General features: G+C 66.6%; 16 protein-coding genes. 8 read left to right on the plus strand and 8 right to left on the minus strand.

All coding sequences use genetic code 11. The annotated features are described in order from the left end of the window. Window positions 1-319: 319 nt before the first annotated feature. From RS899_RS13890 to RS899_RS13905, 4 genes are all read right to left on the minus strand, one after another. The gene (locus RS899_RS13890; RefSeq protein WP_315810251.1) at window positions 320-2,827 is read right to left on the minus strand and encodes a fimbria/pilus outer membrane usher protein; all 2,508 of its coding nucleotides are present in this window, start codon (window positions 2,825-2,827) and stop codon (window positions 320-322) included. 76 nt (window positions 2,828-2,903) lie between these two features. After that, window positions 2,904-3,632, minus strand: coding sequence for a fimbrial biogenesis chaperone (locus RS899_RS13895; protein ID WP_256546893.1), 729 nt, complete (start codon window positions 3,630-3,632; stop codon window positions 2,904-2,906). 93 nt (window positions 3,633-3,725) lie between these two features. After that, complete coding sequence (locus RS899_RS13900; RefSeq protein ID WP_315810252.1) at window positions 3,726-4,274, minus strand: fimbrial protein; 549 nt, start codon at window positions 4,272-4,274, stop codon at window positions 3,726-3,728. A 287-nt stretch (window positions 4,275-4,561) separates the two neighbouring features. Continuing rightward, the gene (locus RS899_RS13905) at window positions 4,562-5,623 is read right to left on the minus strand and encodes a fimbrial protein (protein ID WP_315810253.1); all 1,062 of its coding nucleotides are present in this window, start codon (window positions 5,621-5,623) and stop codon (window positions 4,562-4,564) included. Between the two features lie 486 nt (window positions 5,624-6,109). On the opposite strand from RS899_RS13905, the gene RS899_RS13910 reads away from it, so the two are divergent. Beyond that, window positions 6,110-6,499, plus strand: coding sequence for a response regulator (locus tag RS899_RS13910; RefSeq protein ID WP_054908588.1), 390 nt, complete (start codon window positions 6,110-6,112; stop codon window positions 6,497-6,499). 82 nt (window positions 6,500-6,581) lie between these two features. Here RS899_RS13910 and RS899_RS13915 read toward each other — a convergent pair whose 3' ends face one another. Next, a complete protein-coding gene (locus RS899_RS13915; RefSeq protein ID WP_024763772.1) occupies window positions 6,582-6,791 on the minus strand; it encodes a cold-shock protein in 210 nt (69 codons plus the stop codon). Between the two features lie 282 nt (window positions 6,792-7,073). Between RS899_RS13915 and RS899_RS13920 the strand changes: the two genes are divergently transcribed. Beyond that, window positions 7,074-7,244: a hypothetical protein gene (locus tag RS899_RS13920; RefSeq protein ID WP_164488274.1), complete on the plus strand. Its 171-nt coding sequence runs from the start codon at window positions 7,074-7,076 to the stop codon at window positions 7,242-7,244. 97 nt (window positions 7,245-7,341) lie between these two features. Here the strand turns inward: RS899_RS13920 and RS899_RS13925 are convergent, their stop codons facing one another. Then, the gene (locus RS899_RS13925) at window positions 7,342-8,226 is read right to left on the minus strand and encodes a DMT family transporter (RefSeq protein WP_315810254.1); all 885 of its coding nucleotides are present in this window, start codon (window positions 8,224-8,226) and stop codon (window positions 7,342-7,344) included. 190 nt (window positions 8,227-8,416) lie between these two features. Here RS899_RS13925 and RS899_RS13930 point away from each other — a divergent pair, with 190 nt between their 5' ends. The 5 genes from RS899_RS13930 to RS899_RS13950 all read left to right on the plus strand — a co-directional run bounded on the left by RS899_RS13930 (window position 8,417) and on the right by RS899_RS13950 (window position 13,489). Beyond that, window positions 8,417-9,328 carry a LysR family transcriptional regulator gene (locus RS899_RS13930; protein WP_315810255.1) on the plus strand — a complete coding sequence of 304 codons (912 nt, stop codon included), beginning with the start codon at window positions 8,417-8,419 and terminating at the stop codon, window positions 9,326-9,328. Next, window positions 9,325-10,227, plus strand: a complete 903-nt coding sequence (locus RS899_RS13935) for a LysR family transcriptional regulator (RefSeq protein ID WP_315810256.1) — start codon at window positions 9,325-9,327, stop codon at window positions 10,225-10,227. Before RS899_RS13930 ends, RS899_RS13935 begins: the two co-directional genes overlap by 4 nt. Window positions 10,228-10,544: 317 nt before the next feature. Continuing rightward, on the plus strand, window positions 10,545-11,168 hold the full coding sequence (locus RS899_RS13940) for a glutathione S-transferase family protein (protein WP_054908584.1): 624 nt from the start codon (window positions 10,545-10,547) through the stop codon (window positions 11,166-11,168). 53 nt (window positions 11,169-11,221) lie between these two features. Continuing rightward, entirely contained in the window at window positions 11,222-13,258 is a 2,037-nt protein-coding gene (locus tag RS899_RS13945) for a pyridoxamine 5'-phosphate oxidase family protein (RefSeq protein ID WP_315810257.1), read from the plus strand. 15 nt (window positions 13,259-13,273) lie between these two features. Then, the gene (locus RS899_RS13950; protein ID WP_315810258.1) at window positions 13,274-13,489 is read left to right on the plus strand and encodes a hypothetical protein; all 216 of its coding nucleotides are present in this window, start codon (window positions 13,274-13,276) and stop codon (window positions 13,487-13,489) included. A 398-nt stretch (window positions 13,490-13,887) separates the two neighbouring features. On the opposite strand, the gene RS899_RS13955 is transcribed toward RS899_RS13950, so the two are convergent. After that, window positions 13,888-15,471, minus strand: a complete 1,584-nt coding sequence (locus tag RS899_RS13955; RefSeq protein WP_315810259.1) for an amidohydrolase — start codon at window positions 15,469-15,471, stop codon at window positions 13,888-13,890. Window positions 15,472-15,601: 130 nt separating this feature from the next. On the opposite strand from RS899_RS13955, the gene RS899_RS13960 reads away from it, so the two are divergent. Beyond that, on the plus strand, window positions 15,602-16,540 hold the full coding sequence (locus RS899_RS13960) for a LysR substrate-binding domain-containing protein (RefSeq protein WP_038803648.1): 939 nt from the start codon (window positions 15,602-15,604) through the stop codon (window positions 16,538-16,540). A gap of 3 nt (window positions 16,541-16,543) precedes the next feature. Here the strand turns inward: RS899_RS13960 and RS899_RS13965 are convergent, their stop codons facing one another. Beyond that, window positions 16,544-17,605: an ornithine cyclodeaminase gene (locus RS899_RS13965; RefSeq protein WP_054908580.1), complete on the minus strand. Its 1,062-nt coding sequence runs from the start codon at window positions 17,603-17,605 to the stop codon at window positions 16,544-16,546. Window positions 17,606-17,817 lie beyond the last annotated feature (212 nt).

Here is a 17,817-nt window from a genome sequence, read left to right on the forward strand (position 1 = left end):
CCCTCGCGAGACTTCGGCCCCCATCCACTACCGTCAGCAGGCCCGCTCGAAGTCAGTGATCGCGGTGGCTGGCTGTAGGAAAAGCTTGCAGGCAATGCTCCTGTTGAACGTCAGATGCGTCTGACACAGGAGCTATGTTGCTAAATACCAACCCCTAAAAATGTCGGACCAATCCTCCCGGCTCGTAGGACCTTTCCCTCGGATTTCTCCCTGTCGCGCAGGCAAAAAAAAGCGTTCGTCTTATCCGGGCGGGGAGCCGGGAAAGACGAACGCCGTCGAGTGCGCAGGGCGTCCTTGCCTGCGCCAAGGGAACTCACCATCAGGGGCGGCAGACCGCGTCCATCACCCGGTAGCCGTCGACCACCGGGGCCTGCTTGAGGTCCAGGCTGATCGAGCAGTTCTGTGCGGCCTTCTCTCCCCACTTCAGGCGGTATTCGCTGCCCTCGCCCGCCGACAGCAGGACCTGCCCGGCCTGACCGACCACACCGGCGCTGGCGCCCTTGTCGTCGGACACGGTCGCGCCGAACGGCGGCAAGGAGCCGTCCTGCAGTCGCAGGTTGAGCAGCACCTTCTCCGAACGCTTGGCGGCGAAACTCGCCTTGACCACCGCACCACGGCGCGGCACGACATTGGTGACGCCTTCCTCGATATCGACGCTGGTGTCCATCTCGCCGGTGTCCACCGCCACGCGGTTGCGGCGGTACGGGGTGACGTAGGGCACCAGGGCGTAGCCCTCGGCATTGGTCAGGGTGCCCGGCGCGTTGAGCACGCCCACGTTCGGCGTGTCCTTGACCTCCACCAGCGCCACGGTCTCGCCCAGCGTCTGGCCGAACTCGACACCGTCGCGGTGGGCCAGCACCGAACCCGCGGCGCTGAGCGAGAGCTGCCGCGTGCTGTCGCTGACACTGACGCCCGCGCCCAGCTGGGCGAAGGGCGTGCGGTAGCCGACCAGCGCCGAGCCGCTATTGCCGCCGTTGTCCGAGCGGTTGGCATTGACGTTGTAGGTCATCTCGCCTTCGCGGCCGTTGAGGCCGGCGCGGTGGTCCAGGCTGCCGTCGTTGTTGCGTGTCAGCGAGTAGCTGCCGGTGGTGCCGCTGCGGCCCAGGGGCATGGAGACGGTGAATACCAGCTGGTTGTTCTGGCCGAAGTTGTCGGTCAGCGTCTTGCTGGCGTACAGGCCGTAGGTCACGCCCTTGTACTGGGTGTTGAAGCCCAGCTGCATCTGCTTGTCCTGGTGCGAGGTGCCCCAGTAGTCCTGCTGGCTCAGGTTGAGGTAGAGCGAGCCATAGCTGCCGAGCATCTGGTTGACGCTGGCCTCGACCTTGCTGCGCTTGGAAATGTCGTTGTACTGGTTGGGCTCCTGCAGGCGCACCGCTTCGTCGAAGTCGCGGTAGCCCTCGGTGGAGTAGCGATAGCCGGCGAAGCGCACGGAAGTTCCGGTCTCGAACGCCTTGCCGTAGCGCAGCGCGGTGCTCTGGCCCTTTTTCGTTTCGGCGCGGCCGCTGACTTCCTTCGGCACGTCGGTCTGCGCCTGGGTCACGTCGAGCGACACGGCGCCCAGGCTGCCCAGGCTCTTGCCGACGCCCAGGGCGCCGGCACGGTAGAAGTCGGCGCCCAGTGCACCGCCGTATAGCGTCAGGTCGAACGGCTGGCCGTAGGCCAGGGTCGCCTGGGCGAATGCCGGGCGCTGGCCGCCATCGGCGGCGTTGTATTCACCGGCGGTCAGGCTGTAGCGCCAGGTCTTTTCCCGCAGCATGTTGCCCAGGGTGGCGTAGGGCTGGGTGAAGCGGCGCTCGCGGCCGTCGGCCTCGGTGATGATGATTTCCAGGTCGCCGCTGCCCGAGGCGGCGTTGAGGTCATCGATCTCGAAGGCGCCCGGCGCAACGTAGGTGGTGTAGAGCGAGTAGCCGTTCTGCAGCACTTCGACCTTGGCCTGGGTTTCGGCGATGCCGCGGATGACCGGCGCGTAGCCCTGCATCGAGTCGGGCAGCATGCCGATGTCCGAGGCGATCTGCGCGCCACGGAAGGGAATGCTGTCGAACACGTCGCCCGGGGTGAAGCTCTCGCCCAGGGTCAGGGTGCCCTTGATCGCGGTGAGGTCACGCTGGGCGTAGGTGTTGCTGTGCTGCCATTCGCGCGTGCCCTCCTCGTCCTGGCGGAACGACGAGCTGGAGCGAAAGCGCCAGTCGCCCAGGTTGAAGCCGCCGTTGCTGTAGAGGTTGTACTGCGAGCCGCTGCCGCGGTAGTCGGAGTTGGTCTGCGCCGCCGAGAGCTGGTAGTTGAGCATCGCCGCGTTGATGCCGCGATCCCATTCCTTCGGCGCGACGTAGCCGGCGGCGTCACGGCGCATGGCCACCTGCGGCACGCTGATGTCCAGGGCCAGACGGTTGGCGTCGAAGCTCACCGACGCGCCTTCGATCAGACCAGGCAGGTCGATGCACTCAGGCAGCGTTTCACCCGCGGCCTTGAAGGCGTCGAGCTTGACGCCCAGTTCCGTGAGGAAGGCCTCCGACAGGCAGGCGCGCACTTCGCCGCTCTTCTCGTCCTTGGCGAAGGTCATGTCGCGCCGGTCGAAGAAGCTCTGGTTCAGGCGAATGACCACCGGGTAGGTGCCGGGGCCGATGCTGCCACTGTTGGCGATGGCGTCCAGGTCGAGGTTCGGGCCGGCGCTGCTGCCACCGAACGACTGCATGAAGCTGGAATCGAACTCGGTCGACTCGGCAGCCTGCACCAGGCCGCTCATCAGCGCGGCGAAAACGGCTGCGGGCAGACGACGGCGGGCAAAGGGCACGGACGGACGGGCAAGGTTCATGGCATCGGTTCGCATGGCAATACTCAATACGCTGCCGCCACGCTGCTCGGGGCAGCGCGCGGGCTCGTTCGCGGGGGAAAGGACGAAGGCGTTACTGGGCGCGGGTCACGGCGACTTTCGAAGGCTCGGTGTAACCGCCGAAGTCGTTGATCGCGGAGAACACCACCTCACCACTGAGGCCGGTGAAGCCCGGCAGCGGGTAGCGCTGGCTGCTCATCGGCGCGACCATCTTCGGCTCGTTGACCTCGACGCTGCGGGCGCCGGCGAGGACCTTCACGCCGATGAAGGAAACGTGGAAGGCCGAGGGGTTGCTGACCACCAGCACCGGCTCGCCCTGCTCCAGTGCAAGGTTCCAGCGCAGCTGGGGCAGCGCGTCCAGCGCATTGCCCTTGAGACCGGCCGGGCGATAGAACAGCTTGATGCGGGTACGCATGGCGATCTTCAGGGTGTTCTCGTCGGCCTTGCCGGCCACCGGGATTTCCTGGGCGTTGAAATAGAACACCGACTCGCGGTCCTGGGGCAGGTCGCCGGGGACTTTCTGGATGCGCACCAGTTGCTCCTTGCGCGGGTCCAGGCGGAACAGCGGCGGCGTCGCCACGAAGGGGGTGGAGGTGCTGTTGTCGTCGGCCTCGGTGTTGATCCAGGTCTGCACCGCATAGGGTTGCAGCGTGGTGTTGCTGACGGTGATCGAGGCATCGCGCTTGTTGCCGTCGAAGACGATGCGCGTACCGCCGAGCATGACGCCGGCCTGGCTGATACCGCTGAGCAGCGCGCTGCCCAGTGCCAGGGCCAGAACCGCGGTTTTCTTCAATGAGGTCATTTCGAACATCCTCCTGGCGCCACGGCCATGCAGCTTCGCTGCGGGGGAAAGGCCAGCCAGGAGCCCAGGCTCCTGGCTGTTGCATCGACGGGATTACTGGTAGTCGACGGTGAACGCCGCCTTGGCGTTGGCCGGACCGGCAGTCGCGGCGCCAGTGGCGATGTAGTTGGCGGTGAAGCGCAGCGGCTGGGTCAGGTCCAGGTACGGGGAGGACTCCAGGCCCATCTGCAGGTCCTTGCCGCTGGCGTCCTTGATCTGCACGGCGACGTTGGTGGCGACGCCCGCTTCGGGGGTCAGGCCGATCCACTGGCCGCTGGAGCCGGCGCTGCCGCTGAGGGAGAGGAACTTGACCACGGCTTTCTTGCCGGCAACGCTGCAGCCCGGCGCGGTGGTGTCGATGGTCAGGGTGAATGCGCCGCCGCCTGCGACCTGGCCGGCCGAAGCCAGGGAAGTGACCGGCACGGAACCCAGGGAGACGTCGCCGGCGCCGGCGGAACCGTTCAGGTCATCGACCACGACCGGGCAGGTGTTGTCGGTGACGCTGCCGACGAAGTTGATTTCGCCGTCCGCCGCCATCGCCATCTGCGAAGCGCCAGCCAGAACCAGGGAGAGAGCCAAACCTTTGAGAGCAAACTTTTTCATGATCACATCCAGATAGATGAAGGAGGTATCTGCAAGCCTTCTCCAGGCCTTCAGAAGGATCGACGTAGCGCCCCCGACTACGGGGTCAGCGCGTTTCGTCTGGGTTCATTATCGGGATGGGTGCAGGTCGTCTATGTAGGACGTTTCGCTGTGCTTGTAGGACGTTTCCCAGGGATATTTCCCTGGGAAACACCCTGCTCGTCGACGCGCCAAGAAAAACGCCACGGCCCCGGAAACCGCTGGTCAAAGCGGTCGCCGGGGCCGTGGCGTCGATGCGCAAGGCCGTTCTAGCGGTAGGTCACCGAGAAACTCGCGTAACCGTTGGCGGTGCCCGGTGTCGGCGTGGGGCCGTCGCCGGTCTGGATGTAGCGCGCTTTCAGCGGCACGGTGGTCGTGCCGTTGACCACCCGGTTGAGCCGCACCGACTGGCCGAGGTTCATCGGCGTGCCGTTGTCGCGAAGCACCTGGATGGCGACACCCTGGGCGGTGGAATCGCTGGACAGGCTGAGCACGCCATTGGCGGCGTCGAGGACGGTGGATGTCTTCGCGCTGTCGATCTGGATGTTGGCGTAGTTGCCGTTGAAGTAGCCGTTGGTGTTCGACGGATAGCCGCTCCCGGCGATGCACGAGTTCAGCGTGATGGCGAACGGCTGGGCATCGGTGGTGGAGTTCTTGCCATTGAACACGCGCTTCTCCCAGGTCCCCATGGGCACGTTGATCTGGTTGCCCGGCGCCTGCGGCATCGAACAGCCGGCCACGGTCACGGTGGCAGTGAAGGTCAGGTCGAAGATACGCCCGCGGTCGGTATAAGCCTGGGCAACGAGCTGGTTGATGCTGTGGGTGCCCGGCGGGATGTCGCCGGTCTTGATCAGCATGTAGCGCATCATCGCCGAGGGCATGGACACCGCCCAGCTGTTGTTCCAGGTGACATTGAACGGCATGAAGCGGCTGGGGTTGCTCGGCTCCATCTGCCAACCGGTGGCGAAGCCGGTCATGTAGATCGCCAGGCCGACGCCGGGTACGTTGGTCTGCAGGATGGAGTTAGCCGGCACCCGCAGCACGTCCACTGGAATGTCGTTCACTACCGGGCCGACCAGGTTGGCGCCGTAGTTGGCCGGCGGGCCGCAAACCAGAGAATCGCCGAAGTTGATCGTGCGAATGGGTGCGTTGTTGTTCAGCGTGGTGCCGATCGGCACATCGCGTGGGGCATACACGGTGCCGCCGGTGAGCGTGAGCTGCTTGGGCGTCCAGTCGCTGCCGTTCCAGGTGCAGGCGGCCATGGCCGGTGCTGCCGCCAGCAGCAGGGACGGCACTGCCAGGCATCCCAGGAGTCGAGTTCTGAATTTCATGCTGATGGCCCTCCTGCAGGCGCTCGCATCTGCGGATTGCGATCACCTGCCTGTTGGTCGAGGTCTGGCGGCAAAGCCAGATGAGGGCTGAATTATCAGGAATGGATGCCACGCGACCTGTAGAACCCATCCGGCGAACTTGTAGGAAATTTCCTCACGCAAAGCCTGGCCGTACCCACCCACCGAAGCGCCTTCGGGCACCTGCCGACGCTGCACGACTCCCTCCGTTCCAGAGCGCTGGCAGAGCGGATGACTGCTCTATCTCGGGGATTTCAGCGGCGTTCCAGCCAGTGCCGGACGAAGGGCGAGCGCCCCGGCCCGGCCCCGATGTCGAGTTTTCACCTGCGCCGAGGGCGAGACCGCTGCCGGCCTCCGCACTCCCCGCCGCAGAGCCTTCGGTCGGCGGGTTTACCTTCTGCTCAGGTAATCTGAACGCATTGCCGGCAAGGCCCTCTACCGCAGCACACCCACGCAGGAAGAGATCGCATGGACAAGCTCGGAAGCCCACCCACCGCTCCCCCCAGCTATGTGCTCATTCTTGATGACGATTCGAACCTGGCCAGGATGCTCGGCTTGGCCATGGAAGATCACGGCATCGAGGCCGTGGTCCTGGGCAATGCCGACGACGGGCTCGCCTGGATCAACGGCAACCCCGGGCAACTGGCACTGCTGCTGACCGACATATCCATGCCCGGCAGCATCGATGGCGCCGAACTGGCGCGGCAGGTCGCCCGACGGTTTCCGGCCATTCCGATCATCATCATGTCCGGCGACGCATGGAGCGATGACTATCCCGCCTGCCGCTTCCTGGACAAGCCATTCGACCTTCCGACGCTGACCGGCCTCATCGACGAGGCACTGGGAACACGCCATTGAATCGGCAGCGCCCGGCGCAGCGCACCGGGCAGCAGAAACAAAAAAGCCCCGCATCAGCGGGGCTTTTTCAGCGAGCGATCGGTCAGATCACTTGCACTTGCTCGGCCTGCGGGCCTTTGGCGCCGGCAGTGACGTTGAAGGTCACGACCTGGCCTTCGTCGAGCGACTTATAGCCGGTGCCTTCGATGGCACGGAAATGGACGAAGACGTCCGCGCCGCTTTCCGGGGTGATGAAACCGAAGCCCTTCTCGGCGTTGAACCATTTAACGGTACCGGTTTGGCGAGTTGCCATGATGAATCTCCAATCAAAAGGAAATCAGGCCATGCGACATGCCTGGCGTGACTGTATGCGAAGTGAAGAGGGGGCCGCAGAGATGGAGAATCAAGAAGACAAAACATCGGACGGTGCCGCTAAACCGAGCAGGCAGAGGTCCAGCATACAGATTTGGCAGCGAATAAGTAGCGATTTCGCATGAAAATGCTTAAATCGGCCGGGCGGTCGGTATTCACCGGTCGAGGTGGGTATAGTGTCCGCTAGCCGCCAGCCAGGTGGCTCATCACCTCAGGTGACCGAATGTCCGAGTCAGAGACGAAAAGCAAACGATCGGAGCTGGATAAGAAAATCTCAGCATTTCTTTCAAAAGGCGGCGAGATCCAGGAAATCCCTGCGGGCAAGCATGGCCGGACCGAGCCCTACAAGCGCGCCGAATTCACCCTCGCCAAGCCCAGGAAGCCTGACGCCTGACGCCTGATTGATCCGCGGGCAGCACAGAAAAGGCCGTATCCCTCGATACGGCCTTGTCATTTGTGCGCCAGGCTCGGGCTGGTCCACCGCCTCGGAACTAGGCCGCCGGCCTGATCGAAAACAACCCCGCGAGCAGGATCAGCAGTGCACCGGTGATCGTCCAGGCGGTCGGCGCCTCGCCGAAGACGATGAGGCCGATCAGCGTGGCGAAGGCCAGCAGCGAATAGTTGAACGGCTGCAGCGTCGAAGCCTGGGCGTACTTCAGCGCCTGGATCAGCAGCAACTGCGCGACGACACCGGAGACGGCGACGATCGACATCAGCATGGCTTCGTGAGGCGTTGGCGTGACCCAGGCCGGCAGGCCAACCGCGCTTACCGACAGCGCTCCGGCAACCGCCATGTACAGCGTGGTGGTGGCAAAGGAGTCGGTCTGGCTGATACGCCGCGAGAGGATGTTGAAGAAGGCAAAGGTCAGCGCCGCCGCCAGCGGAATCAGCGCCGCCGGCTCGAACACGCCCATGCCGGGGCGCAGGATCAGCAGCGTGCCGCCGAACCCGACAGCCGCCGCCAGCCATTGCCGGCCGACCAGCCGCTCGCCGAGCAGCAACCGCGCCAGGCCCAGCGTCAGCAGCGGAAAGACCGCGTAGAGCGCGTGGGTCTCGGCCAGACCGAGGTAGCGCAGGGCCAGGCCGAACAGCGCGATCTCGCCCACGCCCAGCAACGCGCGCACCACCTGCTGCCAGGGGCTGGCACTGCGGGCAGCCTGGCGCACGCCGCCCTGCGAACGACAGACGATGAGCGCGAACAGCACGAAAACCCAGTAGCGCACCATCACCAGTTCGCTCACCGGCAGGTGGCGGACGAGCACCTTGGTGATGCCGTCCTGGCAGGCAAAGATGAGCATCGACAGCAGGCACAGGCCGATACCCAGGCGTGGGTTGCTGGTAGCGGCCAGCGCAGTGGCCGTGGTCTTGCTGGTCATGGGGGAAGGCTCGCAGGCGGTGGCGCCTCGCTGCGGGCGCCTCCAGCGCTTGTGCCGGAGCGGCCGGGGCGCGGTCAAGCCAGGCGGCGCTGGCAAGCACGCCGATGTCGCCCGCAGGCCACCGGCACTTCAATCCCGCGCCGCTTCCCTCTACAGTCTGGCGACCCGCTCAAGGCCACAACGGTGATCCATGGACAGGTTTCAGGAAATGACAGTGCTGCTGGCCGTGGCCGAAGCCGGCAGCCTTGCCGCCGGCGCCAGGCAACTGGGCCTTTCGCCGCCCAGCGTGACCCGCGCCATCGCCGCGCTGGAGAAGCGCCTGGGCACCCTGCTGCTGGCCCGCAGTACGCGCAGCGTGCGGCTGACCGAGGCCGGCCAGCGCTATGTCGAGGACTGCCGGCGCATCCTGCAGGAACTGGAGGATGCCGAGGAGCTGGCCTCCGGCAGCGCCCTGCGCCCGCGCGGCAACCTGACGGTGACCGCCCCGGTGCTGTTCGGCGAGCTGTACCTGATCCCGCTGGTCGCCAGCTACCTGGACACCCACGCCGAGGTGACGGTCAACGCACTGCTGGTGGACCGCGTGGTGAACATGCTCGACGAGGGTATCGATGTCGCCGTGCGCATCGGCCAGTTGCCCGAGGGCAACCTGACCGCATTGCGGGTCGGCGAAATCCGCCCGGTGGTCTGCGCCTCCCCTGCCTTCCTCGACCGCCACGGCCGGCCGCAGCACCCCAGCGAACTGGTCGATGCACCGGTGGTGATGGCTGCCACCAGCGTGCTGCTCACCGACTGGCAGTTCGTCACCGCGGACGGACCGCTGACCCTGCGCCCACCGTCGCGCTTCGTGGTCAGTTCGAACAACGCCGCCATCCACGCCGTGCGCCTGGGCGCAGGCTACACCCGCGTGCTTTCGTACCAGGCCGCCGAGGCCGTGGCACGCGGCGAGCTGGAGATCGTCCTCGATGCGTTCGCCACCGCGCCGCTGCCCATCCACCTGCTCTACCAGGACGGCGCGCGATTGCCGGCGAAGGTCCGCAGCTTCGTCGACCACTGCGCCGCGCGGCTGCGCGCCAACCCGGCGCTGCAAGCGGCGAAGCCGTGAGTCGCTACCGGGAAATGCAGGCGTTCGACGCCGTGGCGCGCTCCGGCAGCCTCGCTGCGGGCGCTCGCCGGTTGCAGCTATCCAGTGCAACGGTGACGCGCCTGATTGCCGCGCTGGAGTCGCGCCTGCAGTGCGAGCTGCTGCTGCGTGGCCCGCGGGGAATCGAGTTGAGCCCGCGTGGCGAAGCGTTCGCAGCCAGTTGCCGGCAGATTTTCCAGGACATCGAGGACACAGAGGGCTCGCTCGGCGGCCTGCAGGCGCATCCGGCCGGGCAGTTGAACCTCTCCCTGCCGTTGCTGATGGCCGACCGTATCTTCGCCCCCATCGCGCTGGACTACCTGGCCGCCTTTCCTGAAGTGCGCCTGGTCAGCCGGCACCGGGAAGACCTGCCGCGCCTGCTGGAAGACGGCATCGACGTCGCCCTGGTGATAGGCGCCCTGCCCGACTCCTCCGGCTTCGCCCTGCCGGTGGGCACGGTGCGACCGGTGATCTGCGCATCGCCTGGATACCTCGCGCGCCAGGGCGTGCCGCAAGCGCCGGAAGACCTCAAGGCGCACCACATCATCGTTCCCGGCAGCCTGGGAGCGATCAGCGAGTGGCGCTTTCGCCACCAGGGCGCGGCGCGCTCGGTGCGCCTGGCCCCACGGCTCGCCTGCAGCACCATCCCCGCGGCGATCCGCGCCGCCAGCCTCGGGCTCGGGCTGACCCGCTGCATGAGCCACGAGGCGCATGCCGAACTGAGCAGCGGACAGCTGCAGGTCGTGCTGCAGGACTATGCCGCGCCCGACCTGCCGGTGCAGCTGATCTACCGCGAAGGCCGCCGCGCGGCGGCGCGCGTGCGCACCTTCCTCGACTTCGCTGTCCCGCGCCTGCGGGCGCACCCGGCGCTGCGCGGCTGAATCACGCAGTGTCCACGTGCGTCCCATTCCCCCCTCTGCGCTCTGGGCGGTTCGCGAGCAAGCTCGCTCCTACAGGTCAACTCCCGAGCTTCTCTGTAGGTGCGAGCTTGCTCGCGAACATCGCCGCTGCGGACCCAGGGTAACGGCTGCACCCACTGGCAGCCCTGCGCCCATTCTTCCGCATTCTGAAACGCTGGATTGTCCGCCCTGGGGATTCTGCGCGCCGGCCGTCGAGCGCAGCATTCACCCATCAGCTCGAGCAACCCGCCACCGACCGACTCGCGCTGCCTACCCACACAAGCCAAGGAGTCACCCTCATGTCCCACACCATCAAGCTCTTCCGCCATCCGCTGTCCGGCCACGCCCATCGCATCGAGCTGATGCTCTCGCTGCTGCAACTGCCCGTCGAACTGATCGATGTCGACCTTGCCAAGGGCGCGCACAAGCACCCGGACTTCCTCGCCCTGAACAGCTTCGGCCAGGTGCCGGTGATCGATGACGAAGGCGTCATCGTCGCCGACTCCAACGCCATCCTCGTCTACCTGGCGAAAAAATACGGCAACGGCCGCTGGCTGCCGGAAGACCCGTTGGGCGCCGCCCGCGTGCAGCGCTGGCTGTCGGTAGCTGCCGGGCAGGTGGCGTTCGGCCCCGCCGCCGCACGGCTGGTCACCGTGTTCGGCGCGGCCTTCAACGCCCAGGAAGTCATCACCCGTGCCCACGCGCTGTTCCAGGTGATGGAGCTGGAACTGGCCAGAACACCGTTCCTGGCCGGCAACGAGGCGACCATCGCCGACGTGTCCAACTACTCCTACATCTCCCACGCGCCGGAGGGCAATGTGTCCCTGCAGGAGTACCCGAACCTGCGCGCCTGGCTGGCCCGCGTGGAAGCCCTGCCGCACTTCGTGCCGATGCAGCGCACCGCCATCGGCCTGCAAGCCTGATGCAACCCTCGCCGCCGGGCTGACCCGGCGGCACCTTCTGCGAGGTGCCCGTCATGTTCCAGTTGCCCAAACACCGCAGCTCCCCCTGGCACGCCGGCGAGAAGGCAATCCAGGAGCGTGTCGGCGTGGCCGAACGCATGGAGGTGCACGGCCAGAAAGTCATCCGCGACTACATGCCCGACCAGCACCGCGAGTTCTACCACCAGTTGCCGTTCATCATCGTCGGCGCCGTGGATGACCAGGGCCGGCCCTGGGCGACCCTGCTCGAAGGCGCGGAAGGCTTTATCACCTCGCCCGATCCGAAAAGCCTGCAGCTCGACAGCGCCCCCGACGACCAGGACCCCGCCGCCAGCGGCCTGCAGGCCGGGAAGGCGATCGGCCTGCTGGGCATCGAGCTGCACACCCGGCGGCGCAACCGCATGAATGGCGTCCTCCGCGAGGTCGACGGCGGCCTGCTGACGGTGGCCGTCGAGCACTCTTTCGGCAACTGCCCGCAGTACATCCAGAAACGCGACTGGAGCCGCGACGAGCAGCGCTACAGCCAGCGTGCCCCGCGCGAGGACTTCGTCGTGCTGAACGAGGAGCTGGCCGCCATCGTCCGCAACGCCGACACCTTCTTCGTCGCCAGTTACGTGCAGCATGAGGATGGCGAGCGCTCGGTGGACGTCTCCCACCGCGGCGGCCGCCCCGGCTTCGTCCGGGTCGAGGGCAGCCGCCTGACCATCCCCGACTATGCCGGCAACCTGCACTTCAACACCCTGGGCAACCTGCAGGCCAACCCGCAGGCCGGGCTGCTCTTCGTCGATTTCGCCAGCGGCGACGTGCTGCAGGTCCATGGCCGCAGCGAAATCCTCTTCGACAGCCCGCTGCTGGCCGCCTTCGAAGGCGCCGAGCGCCTGTGGACGCTGGACGTAGAACACGCCGTGCTGCGCCGCAGCGCCCTGGCGCTGCGCTGGAGCTTCCGCGAGTACTCGCCCACCAGCCTGATGACCGGCACCTGGGCCGAGGCCGACGCCAAGCTGCAGGAACGCGAGCAGCGCCAGCAGTGGCAGGACTGGCAGGTGCTGCGCGTGGAGCAGGAAAGCGAGGACATTCGCTCGTTCTACCTGCAACCGCCGGCCGGCATCGCCGTGAATTTCGCGCCGGGCCAGCACCTGCCCGTACGCCTGGCAATTGGCGAACAGGCACTGATCCGCACCTATAGCCTGTCCAGCGCGCCGTCGGACGGCGAGCTGCGCATCAGCGTGAAGGCCCAGGGCCCGGCCTCGCGTCACCTGCATGAGCAGGTTCGGCTGGGCGACCGCCTGCAGGTCCGCGCGCCCATGGGCAGCTTCACCCTGAAGGGCGACAGCGCGCGCCCGGTCGTGCTGATCGGCGCGGGCGTGGGCATCACCCCGCTGCTCTCGATGCTGCGCGAACTGGCGGCGGGCCCGGCGCGGCGCGTGCATCTGTTCCAGTCCGCGCGGACGCTGGGCCAATTACCGTTCCAGCGGGAAATCGCCGAACTGCGCCAGCGCGCGCCGCAACTGCAAGTCCATCGCGCGCTCAGCCGCCCCGAACCGGAAGCCGTGTTCGGCCGCGACTTCGAGCAGGCCGGGCGCCTGGATATCGAGGCGATCAAGGCCCGGCTGCCGCTGGACGATTACGACTTCTATGTCTGCGGCCCCGGCGAATTCACCCAGGCGATCTACGATGGCCTGCGCGGGCTGAACATCGCCGACGCGCGCATCTACGCCGAGACCTTCGGCCCCTCGACGCTCAAGCGCCGGGGCGACGGTCAGGCACCCGCGCTGGTGCAGCCGCCGGCCGCCACCGAGCCGGTGCCGGTGTACTTCGCCGGCTCGGCCAAGGAGGCCCGCTGGAAACCCGACAGCGGCACGCTGCTGGAGCTGGCCGAAGCGCGCGGACTTTCACCCGACTTCAGCTGCCGGGGCGGCTCCTGCGGGACCTGCCGGACGAAGATCGTTAGCGGCCAGGTGCACTACCCCAACCCGCCGGCGGAACTGCCCGAAGCCGGCAGCGCACTGATCTGCTGCGCCATCCCGGCGCAGGACGAGAGCGGCGTGCAACCGCTGGTGCTGGACCTCTAGGGAGGCGAATCGATCATGAACACACTGGATTCATTCGAGGGTGGGAGCGCGCGCTTTCCGCATTGGGACGCGGAGTTCGCCGAATCGGCCGAAACCGGTTTCTGCGGGCCCAGCGAGGCGGAGGTGGGCTTCCTGTTGCCACAACTGCTTTCGTCGCCGGGTTGTCCGTCGCGGTCGCGCGCCGTGGCGTTCGGCGCGGCGCTGGTGCGTTGGTTCAAGCGCACCCGATAGGCGCTGTTCGCGAGCAAGCTCGCTCCTACAGGTTGGGCTCGGATTCAATTGCAGGAGCGAACTTGCTCGCGAACTGAACCCCACTCGCGCCAAATTACAACCGCGTAGGGCGCATAACCCGGAACGGGTTATGCGCCGATGCCATAACGACGGATAACGCTGGCGCGTTATGCGCCCTACGGAACTCGTGCACCGTGGAGATGCGGGCGGTGCTCGTGCGCTGGTTCAAACCCGCTCATATCTCGGCGAAGTCCCTGTAGGAGCGAGCTTGCTCGCGAACAATCTGGCGCTCACACCGACGCTTGGGTGGAGCGCGGTTCGCGAGCAAGCTCGCTCCTACAAAAAGCCATCCTGCGGCCGCGTTTCCCGTCAGGTTTGGGAGATCGGGTCGGCGCTGATCACTCGTCCTCCCGCGCCGGAATCCACCACTCCTCGCCGCGCACCGTGCGGATGTATTCCGGCCAACGGAAGCGGTGCGGGACCTTGAAGTCCTTCGGCAGCAACGGCGCCTGCCACTGCTCGCCACCGATGCCGCCGCCGGTACGCTGGTTGAACTCGCGGGTCGCCTCGGCCAGCAGATCGGCATCGGTGAACAGCTCGATCAGTGTGCTGCCGATGGTCTTCGACGCCACGTCGATCATCGGGTCGATGGTCTCGCGGATGCCGCCCAGGGCGTTGGATACCCAGTCCGGATAGGTGAAGCCCGCCGGCGCACTGAGCATCGGCCGGGCCACGTAGAGGCGCACGGTCGGGCAGTGCCAGGTGTATTCGGGGTAATCGTCGGAGGTCAGGTACTTCTGCCACGCCGGCATCTGCAGGCGCATCTGCCGCTCGCATTCCTGGGGCTCGATCAGCGCCTGGGTAGCTGGCAGGAAGGGCTCGTCCATCGGGTCGAGGCCGAGGTTCGCCTGGATTTCCCGCGCCACGGCGATGGCCTTTTCGCCCCAGGTCGGCGCGCCGATGGCGGCGAGGTTGTCGTAGCAGGCCTGCGCCAGTACGTGGTTGGCCAGCCCGCCGCGGGATTTGCAGACCCAGGTCTTCTTCCACTGGCAGCCGGTGGCCATGGCCGCGGCGGCGGCGTTGTTGTCCATCACCGTGGAGATGGTTTCGGCCTGCTCGATGGAGTCGCAACGCAGCAGGTACTGGATCTGCGAGATGTGCGGCGGCAGATTGTCGGCGGTGGCCTGGCCGGCGGTGAGGATCGCCTCGTTGAAGCTCCACAGCCCGGTAAACGGCAACGTCGAGCGGCGCAGGCTTTCGTTCAGCGTGTAGAAGTGCACCAGCGCATCGTTGGCGCCCGGCGCGCGAGCCGCGAGGTGGTTCTGCGGGATCGGGCTGTAGCGGTCGGCGGCAATCCAGTTCTGCGGGTCTTCGCAGGTGAAGGTGTAGATGTACGAATAGGCGATGCCGCAGTGCGTGTCCCAGGTGGTGGTGTTGTTCAGCGGCAGCATGTAGGTGGGGTGGAAGCTGACGGCGGCGTCGAGGTCGTCATAGTAGCCCTTGGCGGCGTGCACGGGCTTGGAGGCGCGCAGCTTTTCCGCTGGCTCGCCGAAGAACCTGATGGTGCCGGCGATGCCGAATTCCAGCATCGCCGCCTTGGCCGCCAGCACGCCGCCCAGGGCGCTGATGCCCAGCGCGGAGTGCGGGTCGGTATGGCCGGGCGCGTACTTCGACAGGCCCTCGCGCGGCATCGGCTTGGTCGCCGCCGCCTGGCAATTGCCCGGCACCGCGTCGTATTCGGCGTAGGTGGCGAGGATGGGCCCTTCGCCGTTGCTGAAGGTGGCGACGAAGGCGGTGGGCATGCCGCCACTGCCCTCTTCCACCGTGAAGCCTTCGCGGCGCAGCAATTCCACGTACCAGGCGCAGGACTTGTACTCGCGGAAGGCCGGCTCGGCGAAATGCCAGATCACCTGGTGCCAGTCGGACAGCTGCTGGCGGTGCTCGTCGATCCACTGCTGGACGTAGGCCTTGAATTTCGACATGGCGGCTTCCTCATCGTTGCCTGTTGTTGTTGTCGTGTGGCCTAGTATTGGTGAAGCGGAATTTGCAACAAGCGCAGGATTTCGCCATCCCATGTCCGGATAGTTTCACCAATCGAGAATTGGACCGCCCATGCACTTTCCTTCGATGACCGCCCTGCGCGCGCTGGATGCCGTGGCCCGGCTGGGCAGCGTGTCCGCCGCCGCCACGGAGCTGAACCTCACCCGCAGCGCGGTCAGCCACCGCATCGCCACGCTGGAGGAACGCCTGGGCTTCGCCCTGACCGAGCGCACCGGGCGCGGCATCCGCCTGACCTATCGGGGCGAGAGGTATGCGCGCGACGTGCAGCGCATCCTCGCGGAGGTGCAACTGGCCGGCAGCAGCTTCGACGAGCAGCAGGTCAGCGGGCCGCTGTGCGTGAGTTGCAACCCCGGCTTCGCCACCTACTGGCTATGCCAGCACCTGGGGGATTTCCTCGCGCAATACCCGCAGGTGCAGTTGCACGTGGTGACGCCGCGCGTGCCGCAGGACACCAGCGCCAGCGATGCCGACCTGTTCATCGCCTACGGCAGCGGCGACTGGCCGAACCAGACGGTGGAGCAACTGGTGGCCCTGCACTTCTTCCCGGTGTGCAGCCCGCGCCTGATCCACTCGCGCGGCGGCCTCACGCAGCCGGCGGACCTGGCCCACTACACGCTGCTGCACATGAACGATTTCGCCGATTGGCGCCTGTGGCTGGGCGCCGTGGGCGCGAGCGCCATCGACCACCGCTCCGGCGTGCTGTTCGCCGACGCGCCCTGCACCATCGCCGCCTGCATTGCCGCCCAGGGCGTGGCCATCGGCGACAACCTGCTCAGTGGCGATGCCCTGGCGCGCGGCCTGCTGGTGCGCCCGTTCGACATCACCATCCAGTCCAGCCGGGGCTATTTCCTGGTGACCGACCCGGTGAAGGCCGAGCGCCCGGTGGTGAAGGCCTTCAGCCAATGGCTCAAGGCCCGTGTCGCCGCCACCACGCAGAGCGCCAGCGACCTCAGCCGACCGCCGCTGGCGATTCCCGAAGAGGCGCGCTGAGCGTCAGGCGATGCGGCGCAGCCCTTTGCGCGCCTTGCCGGAGCGGGTGTAGCGGAACAGGTCCTTGGGATCGTTGTCCTCGTCCTCGCTCCACGGCACCAGGTCGATGCGCTCGCCGAGGTCCAAGCGGCTGGCCTGTTCGTTCACGTAGCGCAGTGCCGAGTAGTCTTCGAGCGCGAAGCCGACCGAGTCGAAGATGGTCACCTGCTCGGCGCTGTCACGCCCGCCGACCTGGCCGGCCAGCACCCGCCACAGGTCGGTTACCGGGAAGTCCGCCGGCATCTGCTGGATCTCGCCCTCGACGCGCGACTGCGGCTCGTACTCGACGAACACCTTGCCGGCGCGCAGGACGTCGGCGTGCAGCTCGGTCTTGCCCGGGCAGTCACCGCCCACGCCATTGATGTGCATGCCCGGCTCGATCATTTCCGGGGTGAGGATGGTCGCGTAGGCCTTGTCGGCGGTTACCGTGGTGACGATGTCGGCGCCGCGCACCGCTTCGGCGGTGGAGCCGGCGCGGATGATCTTCAGGTTGGGGAAATCCGACAGGTTGCGGATCAGTTTTTCAGTGGCCTGCGGATCGATGTCGTAGACGGCGATTTCCTCAATGCCCAGGTGGTGGTGGAAGGCCAGCGCCTGGAACTCGCTCTGCGCGCCGTTGCCGATCAGCGCCATGCGTCGCGAGTTCGGACGCGCCAGTGCGCGGGCGGCCATCAGCGAGGTAGCGCAGGTGCGCAGCGCTGTGGCCACGGTCAGCTCGGAGAGCAGCACCGGATAACCCGTCTCGACATCGGCCAGCACGCCGAAGGCCATGACGGTGAACAGCCCGCGCTGGGTGTTCTGCGGGTGGCCATTGACGTACTTGAAGGCATAGCGGGCGGTGTCGGACACCGGCATCAGTTCGATGACACCGATCTCGGAATGGTTGGCGACGCGGGCGGATTTGTCGAAGGACTCCCAGCGCACGAAGTCCTGAGCGATGGTGTCGGCGAGTTCGCCGATGAAGCGGGCGACACCGATCTGCTGGACCAGTTGGGACATCGTGGGGACGTCGACGAAGCGGGTCATGGTGGGACCTCCGATTGTTGTGATTGGCGTCTTCTGATTGGACTGCAGCCCGCCTCCGCCGTGTCTCGAACAGCGGGCACAACAACGTCGCAGAGGCCCTGGAACAGGTCTGCACGTCAGAGAGGGGCAAGACGATTTTCCCACTCGTCGTGGTGAAATCCCGGCTGTAATACGGGCCCGCGCCGGCCGATCCGGCTGTATTGGCGAGCGGC

Source organism: Pseudomonas sp. C9-3 (assembly GCF_032392015.1).
GTDB classification, from domain to species: domain Bacteria; phylum Pseudomonadota; class Gammaproteobacteria; order Pseudomonadales; family Pseudomonadaceae; genus Pseudomonas; species Pseudomonas nitroreducens.